This window comes from uncultured Imperialibacter sp. (assembly GCF_963974565.1).
Taxonomy (GTDB): Bacteria; Bacteroidota; Bacteroidia; order Cytophagales; family Cyclobacteriaceae; genus Imperialibacter; species Imperialibacter roseus.
The window spans coordinates 253,416-268,645 of sequence record NZ_CAXBCJ010000003.1; the positions used below are offsets into that span (position 1 = coordinate 253,416).

A 15,230-nucleotide genomic window follows, 5' to 3' on the forward strand; every position below is an offset into this window, starting at 1 on the left:
CAGCTAATTGAATTCCAATGTCATTTGACCTTTTTCCTTTGAGGCGGTTGGTGCTTCAATAAAAGGAGGCCGATGCCTGGAAACTTTTTGAAAGGGCGCTTTAGAAAGCACTTTATTTTTTCCTCTACCGATATACTTTACGAGTAAAGCGCTTTCGGCTCTGAAGCCCTGGTGATAACGATGCTGAACAAACGCATTGTATAAAGAGCCATAGATTTTGCTGTCGAAATCGGCACCAATTGTCAAATGTGGATGATCGGTAAACGTCATATTACTGATGTCGATGCCCATGTCTTTTGTGATAGAAAGAAAGGCATCATGAAAAAGTCTATTTCTCTCCTTCAGCGTTCTGGCATTCTCCACTTTTATGAAGAGAGTGCGGCTTTGTGGAAAGTGAGAAAAGCCATTAAGCGACACATCGAAAGTATCGAGATAAGCTGCCGCCTTTCTCAGTGCCTTGATCAATTGCTGCTCGTCGGCCACTTCAGCCTCAAAGGAAAAAAGTGAAATGAACGCCTCTGAGGTCATGAACTTGAACTTCCCGGCTCTCTGCTGTATATACAGCTTGCACTGGTGTACATAAGAAGCCACTGGCTGTGACGCAGGAAGCTGAACTTTGTAGAACATTTTCATAGCGGTAGTATTTGCTATCAAATTTAGTAATACTAAAACATTATGCAAAAAATGTTGGAATAAATTACTACAAAAGTTAGTATTCAGCTAAGGCTGCTCAAAAGCCGCATCAGGTGGCAAGAAAGGAAGGAGTGATGGTTTTGAATTTCAGGAGTTGGTACCTGGAGCTCATTTGCTATTTATCTTTTGACACTTGGTGCTTAGAGAAAGTGGACGTATAGATACGAAGGGAGGCGTTGGTGTTTTGAAATTCAGCAATTAGCACTTGGAGCTTACTTGCTATTTGTCTTTTGCCATTTGGTGCTTCCCCGTTTACTCTAGTTCTTTCATCGGATCCCAGAATAACTTGTCAAACGCCACGATCTTGTCATTGTTCACCTCAATGCCTTCTGCCTTCAATAGATCTTCCATTCTGGAGCCTCCAAAGTGGTGTTTGCCGGAAAGTACTCCCACCCGGTTCACCACCCGGTGTGCTGGCACGTCGTCGGGCATGCCAGCGCTGTTCACCGCCCAGCCAACCATGCGGGAACTGCCCTTGGTGCCAAGATAGTTAGCAATAGCACCGTAGCTTGTTACCCGACCTTTGGGGATCAGTCGAGCCACTTCGTACACATCCTGGAAAAACGACGTCTTGTCTGCTGGCATAGGAGGCTCAAATATTACATCTTGCAATATCTTATTTTGACCAGGCAAAACAGAAAATGTTATGCAGAAAATTGTGCTGATTACAGGAGCCGGGGGAAATCTTGGCGAGGCAGTTGTGAACGAGTTTTCAAGCTTGGGCTACAAGGTGGTGGGTACGGCCGTGCCCGGTCATTTGCCAAAGGGATCAACTAAAGCTGAGTTTGTCGAGGCTGATTTGACCAACGAGAAAGCGGCTTCAGCCACCATAGACAAGGTAGTTGCCAAACATGGACGCCTCGATGCGGTGATTATGTTGGTCGGTGGCTTTGCCATGGGAAATATTGAAAATACTGATGGTACTGATCTCGACAAAATGCTCCACCTGAACTTTTATACAGCCTATTTCACAGCCAGGCCAGCGTTTCAAGCAATGGCAAAAACAGGCGGAGGTAGATTGGTGTTTGTAGGTGCCCGGCCGGCCATTCAAGCTGCGGCTGGAAAAGACACGCTGCCCTATGCACTTTCGAAGTCCTTGTTGTTTAACCTGTCCGACATCCTCAACGAATCAGGCAAGGGTAAACACATCACTTCAAGCGTCGTGGTGCCCAGCATCATCGACACGCCTCCTAACAGAAAGAATATGCCCGATGCCGACTTCAGCAAATGGGTAAAACCAGAAAAGATTGCCAAGACCATTGGCTTCATTTGCTCTGAGGAAGGCGACGCCTTGCGGCAGGGTGTTTATAAAATTTATGGCGATAGCTAATTGAACGTTGCAGATGAAACCTGTTGGCCGAATTTGGGGTTGGCATAAGGTTAGGTTTTAAATATTACTGATGTTAGACGTATTTGTGATAGGTGCGGGCCCCATTGGGCTGGCTTGCGGAATTGAAGCTCAGAAAAGAGGCTTGAGTTATGTGATTGTGGATAAGGGCTGCCTGGTCAACTCTATTTATAACTACCCGGCCAATATGACTTTTTTTTCGACTTCGGATAAATTGGAAATAGGGGGGGTGCCTTTTATTTCTCACAACCCTAAACCTACCCGACCGGAGGCCCTGGAATATTACCGCCGGGTGACCAGCTCCTGGAAATTGAATGTGCGACTGTATGAGCCTGTCAATAGTGTGGAGAAGAAGGGTGATTTTTTTGTTATCACCACCTCCAAAGCCACCTTTGAAGCCCGCAATGTGATCCTGGCTACCGGCTTTTACGACTTGCCCTATTTGCTGAATGTGCCCGGCGAAGACTTGCCCAAAGTAAGGCATTATTACAAAGAAGCGCATCCCTATTTTGGGATGAAGGTGCTGGTGATTGGGGCGGCCAACTCAGGGGTTGATGTGGCACTGGAAACCTACCGAAAAGGAGCGAAGGAAGTGACGATGGTAATCCGGGATGATGTGATCGGCGAAAGGGTAAAATACTGGGTGAAGCCGGACATTGAAAACCGGATCAAAGAAGGGTCGATTAAGGCCTATTTTAAATCACAAGTGACTGCCATTAGAGAAACGGAAGTAGACATCGTGACGCCGGAGGGCATGAAGACCCTCGAAAACGACTTTGTGCTGGCCATGACGGGCTACCAGCCTAGTTTCAGCTTTCTGAAAAGTATGAACATCGAAATTGGTACCGACGATTTTCTAACTCCCGTGCACAACCCCGAGACCATGGAAACCAACGTGCCAGGCATTTATTTGGCAGGCGTCATCTGTGGAGGCCTGAAAACCAACAAATGGTTTATTGAAAACTCCAGGGTACATGCGGAGGTGATTATAGAGGGAATTGCGAAGAAGGAGGTGGTTTGAAGTTTGAGGTCTCCAATGGGTTTGAATCCTTGGAGGGTTAATAAAATATTTTGCTAAGCTGGTTGCTTTCTTTTTAAATTCATCTTTCAATTTTTTCAACACGAATCCATGGAAAACCTCGAAGCGCTCAAATACCCGATAGGTGATTTTATCCCACCAAAAGATACATCGCTGGCGATGCGTAGCCATTGGATAGAAGACATTGCCCATTTGCCCTCGCAATTGAGGACGGCAGTCGTGGGCCTTTCTGAGGAACAGTTGGAAACTCCCTACCGCCCCGGCGGTTGGACGGTGCGGCAGGTAGTGCACCACATCCCTGATAGCCATATGAATTCGTATATGCGCTTCAGATTGGCGCTCACAGAGGACAACCCGACCATTAGGCCTTACGAAGAGCAGCTATGGGCTGAGCTACCCGATGCAGTGCATGGAGAAATAGATCTTTCTCTCGATTTGCTTGAAATGCTCCACAAGCGATGGGTGGTGCTATTAAAGGCGATGTCTGAAGAAGACTACCAAAGAACTTTTGTGCACCCTGCGTCCGGAAAGACCTCGAGGCTGGCCACTGTGTTAGCTATGTATTCCTGGCATGGCAGGCACCACCTGGCGCACATTACGGAGCTAAAGAAAAGGATGGGGTGGTAGCATAGCAGCTTTCCGGATCACAGTCCGAGCGTATCAAATCTCGAGTTGATCAACTCTTGAAAATTCACCTTCATGTCTTCAGGCAAAAAACTGATGTCAATGAAATCCTCCCATCTGGCTAGCGAGTTGGAAAATCTCCTGTAAATATTGTCCATGGCTTTTTGTTCGATTCCCGCAGATAACATGGCAGTGTCGAAATCAGTTTTTTTCAGTTTTTTCTTTTTTCCGTTTAAAGTGAGCGCAAGCTCTTCATCATCTTCTGGCAATACCAGGGCCGATGCTACAAGATCATAGGCGGGGCAAAGATTATAATTCACTCTGTCGGCTTTTAACAATGAAAAATTCTTGAGATGCATATCATTATTGCCTGTCAGAAAGCAGAAGATAACCTGCTCGTAAAAATTGATGACGTCAAGGCCGGGATTTGCCGAGTATCTGAGGAGGGTTTTTGCTATCTGTTCATAAGACCCCTTGTATTTGTGCTCGGTTAGCCTTTCGGTCAGTTGACACATGTCTTCCATATGCAGTTTCCTGGCAGCGACACTTTTTCCTGATACCTTTTTTCGATCTATTCGTTTGGTGATGTAGGCTAACTGCCCTGATTTGAGACTTATTAGCGAGTGCTCCACGGTGTTTATTCCACATAGCGTTGCCAAATGCATCGTTAGGTCTTCGTTCTCCGGCAGGTGTTTAAATGCTTCTGTCTGTGGCTTCAAAATGTACTCACCCCATAGACCGACTATGGTAAACCTTTCAGGAACCTGACTGTTTTTTACGTTTTCAATACTGAGAGATAGCTTCGGCTGGACGCCAGTGACTGCTTTGTGGCTTTTGATAACCTGCTCAGCAAGTTTTAAGATATCGTTCTCTGTGAACGGCAGTTCGGGAGGGGAGGTCTTCCCAAAAAATTTCTTACTGCAAGATGGATGGAAACCAGCTTTCCCTGCTTGAGACGCCAGGTCTTCCCCACTGAGAGGTTGATAGCAATAGAGGCATGATTTCCTATTCATTTGCCTCAGCTTCTACTGGTTCAACAGAAACGGCCCCGATGCAATCTCTACAGGTGGCCAATAGTAAGCTCATTCTGTCTCGGACATTGATCTTCCAGCTCTTCTCGGCTATTTCCAGCAGCCAACCTTCAGGGATCAAGCCATCAAAAAAAGGAAACAGCACTGCGCTGTGATAAGCTTTGTCTATGAGCGGCATGGTCAGACTTATAGGCTCTCCTCCTTCACTCACGTACTCCTTTTGGTAAGTAAAATGGTAGCCTTCATTGTCCTCAGTAAGTACACCAGCCCATTTGTCGTGCATATATATCTTAGCTTTTTTCATTGAGTAGCGTACTTCTGTTGATTGCCTTTGGCCCGAGTTCATACCCGAAGAGTTTCAACACCTGATTGACTTTGCTCATTTGTAAAGTTTGTTTTCCTTGCTCCATCTCACGCACAAACCTCAGCCCCACGCCAGCCTTTACTGACAACTCCTCCTGGGTCAGCCCGAGCGACTTTCTTTTCTCTTTAACGAATTGGCTTAAGTCCATACCTTAGAATTATACCTTTACGGGTATAAAAATAGTCAATAATCTTTAGATTATACCTGTAAGGGTATAAAATGATCGAATAATTATTAAATTATACCCTTTAGGGTATAATTTCTATCAGAAAGTGATAAATATACCCAATTGGGTATAAAATAGCGGCGATTGCTCTGCTCATCAGTACTCTTTTAACCCAACTGTCAATTCTGTTGAGTATCTTTCTCACACATTACTTCGTTAAGCAGCATCCTATGAAAAAGCTTTCTCTCCTATTTGTCCTGTCCCTCCCCACGCTGCTCCTGGCGCAGCAGCCCAAGCAGTTTCTTCTCTTCGACACAGAATTCACTTACAGCAAACAGAACGCAGACAATTCCACACCCAGCAAGTCGCACTATTACGTAAAAGGCGATATGCTCAATACCCGGCGGCCTACCGATTGGACTTCGCCTGTTGACTACCGCAACGGAACGGTGCACATTCGACTGGAAGTGATGGAAAAGCCTGCCGGAGGCTACCCCACGCAGTGGACGCTGTGTTACATTCCCAACAAAGGCCAGGGCAACGGCTACGGCTGTACTAATACAGACCTTTACACGGAAGAGGGGATTTTTGAGAAGGACGTTTCTATGACTGAATTCTGGGAGAATGGGTCGATCATCTGGAGTGAGGGCATCAAGCAGATGGATCTCGTGATCAAAGACGACAGCGGAGGACAAGGCCACGCCCACAGGCGAGCCGACCCGGAGCACTTTTTCCCAACCAAAGTACGGATTACCATGGTGCAAGTAGCAGCAGGGGAAACGTATGACCCGTCGATCATACCGGTTCGCTAGCGCAGATTGAGAGGCACAAACTCACTCGACACAATTTCCCCGTCCTTTACCTTGTACACCGTAAATCCTGAACGCACTGTAAAACCGGCTTCATGCTCAAACTCACCTGGTCGGGTAATGGCTGAAGTTTGCACAAATCTGGTTTGATCACCAGTCATTGCCCCTTCCATGGCGGCATGGTAATGGCCGGACAAGGCCAGTGGATACGGTCTCTGGCCAATTCTTTTTCTTACCTCATTATAGTTATAAACGATATGCCGATGCTCAAGCTTTCCATTTTGCATCAACAAACTAGGCCCATAGAAGACGTCATTGTCATAGTCCTGGAAAGAAAAGCCTGGTGAGACAAAGGGAATGTGGTTGAACGTAACGATGGGCATATTCGGAGCCACATAATTCAGGTCATTTTCCAGCCAGGCTAATTGAAGCGAGTCAACTCCTCCGAAGTAGTACAGGTTTTGATAGTCCACCCCATCGATGGAAATAAAGTGTATACCCCCATAATTGAAAGAATAATAGTCAGGCCCAAGGAAGTGTCGGAACATCTTTTTGCCGTACAACGGGTGTTCGCTGCTCACCAAAGATTTGTCTCTTTCGATGCCAAAAAGCTCGTGATTACCCACGCCGCTATATACCGGCATGCTGAATTTACTTATTTCCGCCAAGTACATTTTGTAGTAGTTGCTGGCGGTAGCTTCGTTGACCCGGAGGGCATCCCTGATGAGGTCGCCAGAGACGATGACAAAAGCTGGCCCAATGGAATCCACCATTTGCCGGAGTCTGGCTATCCTGAGCAGGTTCAGTGAGTCCACGTGCGTATCGGAGGCATGGATAAAGGTGAATTCCTTCTGGTCTTTGCTTTTTGCCAATGCAAACGTGACAGTGGCAGCCTTTGGGTAGTAGTACTTGCCGGTATAGCCTGTGGGTTGTGTGATGAAAACATAAGGAAAATCGGTGGTAGACGTCAGTGTGAATTCGCCTTTTTCGTCAGTAACGGTGGTAATCGCCTGGTCGGACACGGTAACGTTGGGGAGCCCGGCTTCTTTGACATCTTTTCTGCCATTGCCGTTGACATCGTGAAACACAACTCCATTTATTTCAGTGTCCTGTGCAAAGAGAGGCAAGGCGGCAATTGTGAAAATTAACGTAAATAAGGTTTTCATTACATGCGGTTATAAAGGCAGCTGGCACGGTGAAAGAACTGGTCTGCCATTGGCAAAGAAAGTGCACACGCAACCTGCCGATAAATTACAAATTTTCGGTTTCAAACAAGGCATCAGCCCTTCCTCCCTTTTCCGTTTTGCGCCAGAACCTCTAAGCCAATGCGTGATTTATGCAACTCATATAGACAGATGTGTAACTCGCAGCGGCTTCATGGAGTCTACTTTTGATAAAAATATTCCTTCTCTCAAAAGGTGGGCCTTATCCGATCTGAATACTTCGGGGTGACTCCCTGCCACATCAATCATTAAGTAGCTAAGTATGAAAAATTCAAGTAAGAGTTTGATCTTCTTTTTAAGCGTGGCTTTGGTCTTTTCAGGCTGTGCTGCCAATAAAACTAAGAAAGGGGCAGCTGTTGGCGTAGTTGGTGGAGGCGCCATGGGAGCCGTTATTGGCAGGGCTTCTGGAAACACAGCCTTGGGTGCTATTATCGGAGCCGCCGTTGGGGGCACTGCCGGCGCTTTGATTGGCAACAAAATGGACAAGCAGGCCGCTGAACTGGAAAAAACCGTTCCCGATGCAAAAGTGGAAAGAGTAGGAGAGGGCATCGTGGTCGAATTTAGTAGCGACGTGCTCTTCGGGTTTGATAAATCTGACCTTTCGTCAGAATCAAAGACTTCGCTGGATAAGCTGGTGAAAGTGCTCAACGCTTATCCCGACACGGACATTGAAGTGCAGGGGCATACTGACAGCAAAGGATCTGAGTCTTATAATCAGGGTTTGTCGGAACGGAGGGCAAGTACTTCATCAAACTACATTAGGAGCCAGGGAATCGCCTACAACAGGGTGCGCATCAAAGGGTTTGGTGAATCGGTGCCGAAATACAACAACGGTACGTCTAGCGGACAGGCCCAAAACCGTAGGGTGGAATTCCTGATCACTGCCAACGAAAAAATGAAGGCAGAAGCTGCCAAAGAAGCCTCTAACTAATTCAAACAATCTAAGAAAACTAAAATGAAAGCAAGACAATTATACATCTTCCTTGCCCTGGTCTTTGCTGCGTCAGCGGCCATGGCTCAAAGCACTGCATCAGAAAATGACGGTGTGGCCATTCTGGGTGGGGTTAATTTACAGAACTTTAATGGAAAAGATTTTAACGGAGACAAACTTGAGAATGACCTACTGGCTGGTTTTCATGCTGGCCTTAATATCCAAATACCCATTGCTCCTGAGTTTTACTTTCAGCCAGGGCTGATGTTCAGCACCAAGGGAGCCAAAAATACAACAGGACAAGTGACGAGTACTTACAGACTCTCGTATTTGGAACTGCCTTTGAATCTGGTGTACAAAAGCCAGGTGGGTAATGGCTATATTATGCTGGGCTTTGGGCCTTACGTGGGGTATGCTGTTAGTGGCAAGGCTACCTATGTGTCTGGTTCTGTAGAAGTCAACAATGACATTGAATTCACCAATGAAGTGAATGACGGCGATGCATTGCTAACCCCCTATTTTAAGCCACTCGATTTTGGGGGAAATATTCTGTTTGGCTATGAGATGGCTGGTGGTTTGTTTTTTCAGCTCAACTCGCAACTTGGTATGGTGAAAATCAACCCCGACGATAATAGAATCGCCAACGACAAAACCAACGTCAAAAACACAGGCTTTGGCCTTTCAGCCGGCTATAGATTTTAGTAGAAGACTTCCCAGGAGGAATGCAAGAAACCCCTTTGGTCTATGATAGGACCAGAGGGGTATTTTTTTGTTCAGCGCATAATGAGCATCCAGTCTTTCCACACCAGCTATCACAAAGGAATCTTATGCACCTCGAATGGCCATCCTGATTCCTTCTTTGTGCTACGGCCGGCAAGGGCTGTCGGCACCACCGATCCGGGCTACTCACTCTTCAAAAACTCATCTATCACTGACAACGTCAACTCGGTCGTTTTGCTTCCCTGATAAGATCCTTCCACCTGCCCCATATACGAGCCATGATTGCCGGGTAGTATCATTAACCTGGCATTGGGAATCAGCGCTGCCATAAGGGAGGCATGACTGTTCTGCACCACATCCTGATCGCCATTGATAATGAGCGATGGTGCCTGAATAGATTGCAGCAAAGCCACATCCCAATCCTGAAACCCGAGCATCCGATTTTTATCATGATTGAACATGGCAAGGAGTTTAGTAGAGTCAGGATTGATTGCCCAAAACGCTTCTTTCAGGTCGGTCGGCATATTATCGAGGCTGGCATGCTCCATGCCATCAAAAAACCCTGGAAACATGCCTTCTCTTTTGAAAAAAGCTGAAGCGATGATCAGTTTTTTTACTATTTCAGGGTGGCGGATGCCAATTTGCATCGTGGTATTTCCTCCATTGCTGAAGCCGAAAAAGGAAGCTTTGGCAATACCCAGATTTTGCAGAAGTGTAACCACGTCGTCCGCATCCTGCTCAAATGTTTCCGGGGCATCCCGGTCGCTGGTGTGGCCGTGGGCCTGTAGCTCAACGGCAATGAGCTTTTGGTTTTTCGCCAGCTCGGGGATAATATTGCCAAACGTGGTTTGTATAGTAGAACCGCCTCCGTGGATAAGTACGAGCGGCTCTCCCTCACCATGTATTTCGTAGTACATCTTCAATCCGTTGACGTCCGAATAACCGCTTTTGAAGTAAGCAGGCTTTTCAGTTGATTTTGCTGATTCCATCGGCTCATTATTTTTTGTACTGCATGAAGCCAGCAGGGCAACTGCCACACCAAGGCTCAGTATTATTGGTTGAGACAAATTCTTCATAGTTGTCATTTTTTGGCGACAAACTTTGTCAGGTATTGGGCAAGTTTTTCGATGTTCTGTTTCAAGCCTTCGTCGGCACCGTACTTTTTCACTACTTCTATGAATTGCTCCCTGCTTTCGAACAGCATGTGCCAGTGCATCAGTGTTTTTTTGCCCTGACTTTCAAACTCAACCGTCGTTAAAAACGATGGAGAAGAGACATGCTTATACACAATTTTTTTATGCCTGATCACTTCTTTGAAAATGCTTTCGTTCGGGTAGTCGGTGCCGTCTGGCCCATGCATCACCAGCGACCATTGTCCGCCGGGGTGCACGTCCATTTGACTGATGTCGGTTGTGAAGCCATTCGGCCCCCACCAGTTTTTCAGGTGATTGGGGTCAGTCCACACTTCCCACACCAGCTCAATGGGGGCATTGAACAGTCTGGAGATCCGTAGCTCTCTGTCTGAAGTATCTAAATGATCTTTTGCCATGGTGTTATTTTTTAAGAAAGTCGGTCAATTTGGAAAAAGTCGCACCAAAGCCCCGCTGCATATCTTCGGCGATGGAATTAAAACCGTTAATTTCCTCTTGTGTAGCATCGAACGGTTCTCCTGTTAGTTCGATACTTGTTTTGCCGCCTGTTTCGGTAAACCGAAGGCTGTAAAAAATTTCTACTGGCAGCTTTACATCGAAAGGAGCCGGAATAGGATTGCCCTTTTCATCGGCAAATGCATTGGTAAATGCCAGCAGGTCGTATGGCTCAATGGTTTTGAACAGAAATCTGGCATAGTTTACATGGTCGCCAAACTTCATACTGAAATGGAACACGCCACCTGGCCTGAAATCGAGGCTAATGGCGCTGTTCTTCGTTTCTACAGGCCCCCACGATTCGTTCAGGGCTTCGGCTGTGCTGAAGGCGTTGAAAACCATCTCCTTTGGAGCATTGAATTCGTAAGACAGCCTAAGCTTGTCTTTGTTTGAAATTGTTGGTGCATTCATTTGTCAATCTTTTTTTCTGATTGAATTTTGGTCAGGTATTTATCCAGAGAATCGAATTTGCTCATCCAAAACTGCTTGTATTGCTCTATCCACGCCGACACTTCCCCAAGCCCTTCCAATTTGGCCTCGCAGTAGCGCTCCCTCCCTTGCTGACGGATGGAAATGAGCCCGCACTCCTGCAAAATCTTTACATGGAGTGACACGGCCTGCCGACTTACATCAAATTTCTCCGCCAGGGCATTCACATTGAGCGACTGGTGAGCCACCATGCCAATGATTTCACGCCGGGTGGGGTCTGCTATTGCCTGAAATACGTCTCGTCTGGCCTCCATAATATGCAAGTGTTTGCTTGCAAATATATTCGCAAGCATTTACTTGCGCAAGTCTCTTTTGAAAATTGTTATTGATTAATAAAAATCATGGATCTGAATGGATGTTGTAACAACGGTTCTCTCCACTCCAGCCATCCCGTAGGGATCTTCTACTTCAAGAAAGTCGCTCCCTAAAGCCCTGCATGTGTTGCCACCAGCTAAGGCTGTGTGCACCACGGGCACCACGGCCTATTTCTCCGGTGCATCGTGCGCCATCTGCAAACCAATGGAAGTCCTTGGCTTGAAGCCCGTCCACACCTCTGCACTTGACTCAACAGGCACATCCATGTACTTCTTATACTCCGCCATCCCCTTCAAATGCATACCCAGAAAGGCAGTCACGAAGTGCTGGTTGATATTATTGATCCGGCGCATGTCCCAAACGGAGTCGGCGTAGCGCAGGTACTCGTTGATATTCAATCCTGGCTGCATGGCCTCCACGGGCGGTGGGTTGGGCGCCACATTGTGCCGTGCGTCTATGTATGTGAGCATATATCTGTCGGAATTGACAGCGCCTTCATAAATAGCTTTGATGCCTTTTTCATACCCAGACACATCGTCCATGCTGCCAGCCACAAAAAGCGATGGAATCCTGATGCCTGCCAGCCCTTCGGCATCCCACAGTCCTCGTTCCATGCCCCAGGGTGCAAAAGCGACAATCACTTTGATCCTTGGGTCGATCGACGCTTCAAAAGCCGCATTGCCTCTCATGCGAACAGCCAAAGCCTTGCTGCCTCCCGTCATACCTCCAAATAGTCCGACTGCCTGAGGACTGTAGCCGCCTCCAGCCACATTCACGGCGCCATAGCCACCCATAGAGTAGCCGACGAGCGCTGTGTTGCCGGTATTCACCAGCCCTGCCAGAAACGAACCTTTGTCTTTGCTAAGCCTGGCGATTTCGTTCAGCACAAAAAGATCATCCAATGAACGGTTGAGCAGGGTACTGGGGAAGCCATCGGCATCTCTGAAGGTTGATTCCATGTGATCGATAGACACCACCACATACCCTTTGGACGCCAGGTTTTCTGTGAGGTAGGTCATCAGGTAGCGGGAACCAGTGTAGCCATGTGATACAATGATCAGCGGGTAAGGGCCGTCTTTCAACAGCGGTGCTGCTTTGCGGGTAGCTCTTCCAGAAAAGGTAAAAGGAATGATCGGTCGCTCAGGATTACCGTTTTGGCCCATCACTTCATCATAGGTGATGAGCCCTGCCGGTGCAGTGGTTGGGTACCAGACCTCCAGCGTCAGCTTTCGGTCGTAGCGGGCCATACTGTCTTTGGCATAGCTCAGCACATCCACCTGGTTTTTGTTCACCACCTCTATGGTTTGCACGCCCACCGCATAGCTGCCTCTCACGGACAGCTCGGGTGCATCGGGCAGGGCATCGCCGTAAACGAAGGTTTTCTGAGCGCTTTGGCTAAAAGCTGGCTGGCAAATGCTGGAAACAACAAGAAGCAGCAAGAGAAAGAGGGGAGGGCGGCGTGTCATAAGTAGTTGAAGTAAGTAGGGTTTCAATATAGGGAAAACACGGGACTTGGAGGAAGGTTTTGGCGGAGTAGGTGGCCAACGGCTTTGCAGGTTTTCTAGGCTACTGTTGGGCTAACTAATTGCTGCCGTCGCAAAAGCGAAAAAATTCATGTAGCAGAGATTCTAGCTCAAAACTTGGGTTACTCCTTTTGATTACCTTGTATTGTCCATTCTCCCTCCACTCAAGGATCCAATCGGGAGCGCAAAAATGTGAACGGTTATACATCTCCATATTTTCGGAAATGAAGGGGTCTAATTCTCCGATTTTAAGATAAGTCATGAGGTCAAGATTTCTTCGAAATAGCGAACTGTCTAGTACAAATTCACTCATCTGAAATCTAAATTTCAGAGAATCTGTGATCGCCGACTTCTTAAAAATGTCACTCTTGTAAGTTGGCCATACTTCTTCTCCCATTTTTTTGATTTCCCTTCGTAATTTTGAGATTTCCCGGCTAGTTAGTTTTTTCTGATTGAAGTATGATAGTTTATATGAATTGTCAGCTTCGGTTTTACACACCGCCCGATACCCATTTGGAGAATTCTCGATTCTAACTATTCTGCTAACGTCGTGGCACGGAAAATAACAAACTCGAAGCATTACGGACTCTGCCTCCTCAATTACTGGCTCTTCAAAAAGCAAAAGCCTGATTCTATTTCGCTCTAAGTCTGACCAGAACACGAATTTTTCATCCGTCCTTTCAGTAGTGTCAATTTTTCCTTCAGATATGAGGCGTTTCAGGATTGGGGTGAAATAGTGTACTGTATCAGTTACAGCATCTGAATACATAAACCTAACTGGCTGGCCCCTAACTTGAAACAAAATCATCAAACCCAAAGCAATCAAAAAGCTATTCTTCATTCGCCAGAATTGGTAATAGAAATTGAATATAAGAACTGTCTTGTTCTTCTAATACAATTTGAGTCATTCATGATATTACTAGGGTGTTAAAGTTTGAGCATTGACATTGAGCAATCGCTCAATTCTCCTTGTTTGTTCATTTTCTTGTTGCTTTGGCGGCTCAAGGGACTTCCAGATCGGTGATGTGCATCCTGTAAACCTCCTGCTATTTTCGTACCTTTTACCCTCCACTTTCCAAATGTGTTATGAACAGACTACTGACCTTAATTGCCCTAATCCTTTTCGTTTTCCAACCTGCACTGGCCCAAAATTACGACGAATCCAAAGCAGGCACCTACACCTACACCTTACCGCCGCTGCTGGTAGACAGCAATGGCAAAACGATCAAGAACAAGAGCCAGTGGGAAACCTCAAGACGGTCGGAAATACTACAGCTATTCGAAGACAATGTATACGGCACGATGCCGAAAACATTCGATAGTGTCTCGTTTAAGGTCCTCAATGACCAGCCCGGGGTGATGCAGGGAGCGGCTCACCTGAAGGAAACCGATGTGACTATTTACAACAACGGGCAGCAGGCCACCATCCATGTGGTGCTTTTCACGCCACAGCAGGCGAAAAAAGCTGTGCCCACTTTTCTGCTGATCAATAACCGAAGCCCGAAAAATACCCTGGCTTCACGAGATACCATCATGGGCTTCTGGCCTGCCGAGCAGGTAATTGCGGCGGGCTATGGCATTGCAGCCTTCCATGTCAGCGATGCAGCACCGGATGACAAAAACACTTATCAGAATGGTTTGCTGCGGCTTTTCCCGAATGAGTTAGCCAGAGACAATGGCATGAAAGCCATCGGGGCCTGGGCCTTTGCGGCCAGCCGGGTGTTGGATTATTTCGAAAAAGAGGAGACCGTCGACCACAAGAACGTTATTGTAGTCGGCCACTCCCGTGGGGGAAAAGCTTCTTTGTGGGCAGCAGCGCAAGACCAGCGCTTTGCCATGTGTGTCACCAACTGCTCGGGCAATACCGGAGCGGCTTTATCAAAACGGAATTTTGGGGAAACGGTGGAGGTTATCAATACCGCTTTTCCGCATTGGTTCAATACCAATTACAAAAAATACAACGGTAACGAAGCGGCACTCCCTGTCGATCAGCACATGCTGATTGCCCTGGCAGCGCCTCGTCCTGTCTATGCCACCAATGCTACGGAAGACCTCTGGGCCGACCCCACCGGCACCTACCTGGCCATGAAAAACGCCGAGCCGGTGTTCAACCTTTACAATCGGCAGTCGCACCTGCCCGCCACACCCCCAAAGCCTGATAGCCCGATCATTGCCTGGCCGTTGTCGTATCACAACCGCACCGGTATTCATGACCTTACTTTTTACGATTGGGCGCAGTTTATCATTTTTGCGGATAAGTACTTGAAGTGATGCAGGATGATATCGCCGTTCTGGTGGGGTGTCTTCAC

At 47.1% G+C, this 15,230-nt stretch carries 19 protein-coding genes; 7 read left to right on the top strand and 12 right to left on the bottom strand.

Going from position 1 to position 15,230, the window contains the following annotated elements; translation table 11 throughout:
- Positions 1-3: 3 nt before the first annotated feature.
- A complete protein-coding gene (locus AAC052_RS06060) occupies positions 4-633 on the bottom strand; it encodes a 2'-5' RNA ligase family protein (protein WP_317488447.1) in 630 nt (209 codons plus the stop codon).
- Positions 634-945: 312 nt separating this feature from the next.
- Complete coding sequence (locus tag AAC052_RS06065; RefSeq protein ID WP_339811728.1) at positions 946-1,278, bottom strand: MGMT family protein; 333 nt, start codon at positions 1,276-1,278, stop codon at positions 946-948.
- Positions 1,279-1,339: 61 nt separating this feature from the next.
- On the opposite strand from AAC052_RS06065, the gene AAC052_RS06070 reads away from it, so the two are divergent.
- From AAC052_RS06070 to AAC052_RS06080, 3 genes are all read left to right on the top strand, one after another.
- Positions 1,340-2,023, top strand: a complete 684-nt coding sequence (locus tag AAC052_RS06070) for an SDR family NAD(P)-dependent oxidoreductase (RefSeq protein ID WP_339811730.1) — start codon at positions 1,340-1,342, stop codon at positions 2,021-2,023.
- Positions 2,024-2,093: 70 nt separating this feature from the next.
- A complete protein-coding gene (locus AAC052_RS06075; RefSeq protein WP_339811731.1) occupies positions 2,094-3,062 on the top strand; it encodes a YpdA family putative bacillithiol disulfide reductase in 969 nt (322 codons plus the stop codon).
- A gap of 108 nt (positions 3,063-3,170) precedes the next feature.
- Positions 3,171-3,707, top strand: coding sequence for a YfiT family bacillithiol transferase (locus tag AAC052_RS06080; RefSeq protein WP_339811733.1), 537 nt, complete (start codon positions 3,171-3,173; stop codon positions 3,705-3,707).
- Positions 3,708-3,724: 17 nt separating this feature from the next.
- Here AAC052_RS06080 and AAC052_RS06085 read toward each other — a convergent pair whose 3' ends face one another.
- From AAC052_RS06085 to AAC052_RS06095, 3 genes are read right to left on the bottom strand one after another with little or no spacing between them, the layout of a single operon-like run.
- The gene (locus tag AAC052_RS06085; RefSeq protein WP_339811734.1) at positions 3,725-4,717 is read right to left on the bottom strand and encodes a HipA domain-containing protein; all 993 of its coding nucleotides are present in this window, start codon (positions 4,715-4,717) and stop codon (positions 3,725-3,727) included.
- Positions 4,710-5,039: a HipA N-terminal domain-containing protein gene (locus tag AAC052_RS06090; protein ID WP_339811735.1), complete on the bottom strand. Its 330-nt coding sequence runs from the start codon at positions 5,037-5,039 to the stop codon at positions 4,710-4,712. The genes AAC052_RS06085 and AAC052_RS06090 overlap by 8 nt, the downstream gene beginning before the upstream one ends.
- Positions 5,026-5,247 carry a helix-turn-helix transcriptional regulator gene (locus AAC052_RS06095; protein ID WP_339811736.1) on the bottom strand — a complete coding sequence of 74 codons (222 nt, stop codon included), beginning with the start codon at positions 5,245-5,247 and terminating at the stop codon, positions 5,026-5,028. The genes AAC052_RS06090 and AAC052_RS06095 overlap by 14 nt, the downstream gene beginning before the upstream one ends.
- 248 nt (positions 5,248-5,495) lie before the next feature.
- On the opposite strand from AAC052_RS06095, the gene AAC052_RS06100 reads away from it, so the two are divergent.
- Positions 5,496-6,077, top strand: coding sequence for a hypothetical protein (locus AAC052_RS06100; protein ID WP_339811737.1), 582 nt, complete (start codon positions 5,496-5,498; stop codon positions 6,075-6,077).
- Here AAC052_RS06100 and AAC052_RS06105 read toward each other — a convergent pair.
- The gene (locus tag AAC052_RS06105; protein WP_339811740.1) at positions 6,074-7,240 is read right to left on the bottom strand and encodes a metallophosphoesterase; all 1,167 of its coding nucleotides are present in this window, start codon (positions 7,238-7,240) and stop codon (positions 6,074-6,076) included. The genes AAC052_RS06100 and AAC052_RS06105 overlap by 4 nt on opposite strands.
- A gap of 319 nt (positions 7,241-7,559) precedes the next feature.
- Between AAC052_RS06105 and AAC052_RS06110 the strand changes: the two genes are divergently transcribed.
- Positions 7,560-8,228: an OmpA family protein gene (locus AAC052_RS06110; protein ID WP_339811742.1), complete on the top strand. Its 669-nt coding sequence runs from the start codon at positions 7,560-7,562 to the stop codon at positions 8,226-8,228.
- A gap of 24 nt (positions 8,229-8,252) precedes the next feature.
- Positions 8,253-8,930: a porin family protein gene (locus AAC052_RS06115; protein ID WP_317488436.1), complete on the top strand. Its 678-nt coding sequence runs from the start codon at positions 8,253-8,255 to the stop codon at positions 8,928-8,930.
- Positions 8,931-9,130: 200 nt separating this feature from the next.
- On the opposite strand, the gene AAC052_RS06120 is transcribed toward AAC052_RS06115, so the two are convergent.
- From AAC052_RS06120 to AAC052_RS06145, 6 genes are all read right to left on the bottom strand, one after another.
- Positions 9,131-10,024, bottom strand: a complete 894-nt coding sequence (locus AAC052_RS06120; RefSeq protein WP_339811744.1) for an alpha/beta hydrolase — start codon at positions 10,022-10,024, stop codon at positions 9,131-9,133.
- 5 nt (positions 10,025-10,029) lie between these two features.
- Positions 10,030-10,497: an SRPBCC family protein gene (locus AAC052_RS06125; protein WP_339811746.1), complete on the bottom strand. Its 468-nt coding sequence runs from the start codon at positions 10,495-10,497 to the stop codon at positions 10,030-10,032.
- Positions 10,498-10,501: 4 nt separating this feature from the next.
- Positions 10,502-11,005 carry an SRPBCC domain-containing protein gene (locus AAC052_RS06130; protein ID WP_339811747.1) on the bottom strand — a complete coding sequence of 168 codons (504 nt, stop codon included), beginning with the start codon at positions 11,003-11,005 and terminating at the stop codon, positions 10,502-10,504.
- Positions 11,002-11,337, bottom strand: coding sequence for a metalloregulator ArsR/SmtB family transcription factor (locus AAC052_RS06135; protein ID WP_339811748.1), 336 nt, complete (start codon positions 11,335-11,337; stop codon positions 11,002-11,004). The genes AAC052_RS06130 and AAC052_RS06135 overlap by 4 nt, the downstream gene beginning before the upstream one ends.
- A gap of 228 nt (positions 11,338-11,565) precedes the next feature.
- Positions 11,566-12,864 carry a dienelactone hydrolase family protein gene (locus AAC052_RS06140; RefSeq protein WP_339811751.1) on the bottom strand — a complete coding sequence of 433 codons (1,299 nt, stop codon included), beginning with the start codon at positions 12,862-12,864 and terminating at the stop codon, positions 11,566-11,568.
- Positions 12,865-12,979: 115 nt separating this feature from the next.
- Positions 12,980-13,762, bottom strand: coding sequence for a hypothetical protein (locus AAC052_RS06145; RefSeq protein WP_317488430.1), 783 nt, complete (start codon positions 13,760-13,762; stop codon positions 12,980-12,982).
- Between the two features lie 245 nt (positions 13,763-14,007).
- Between AAC052_RS06145 and AAC052_RS06150 the strand changes: the two genes are divergently transcribed.
- On the top strand, positions 14,008-15,192 hold the full coding sequence (locus AAC052_RS06150) for an alpha/beta fold hydrolase (protein WP_317488429.1): 1,185 nt from the start codon (positions 14,008-14,010) through the stop codon (positions 15,190-15,192).
- The last annotated feature ends 38 nt before the right edge of the window (positions 15,193-15,230 follow it).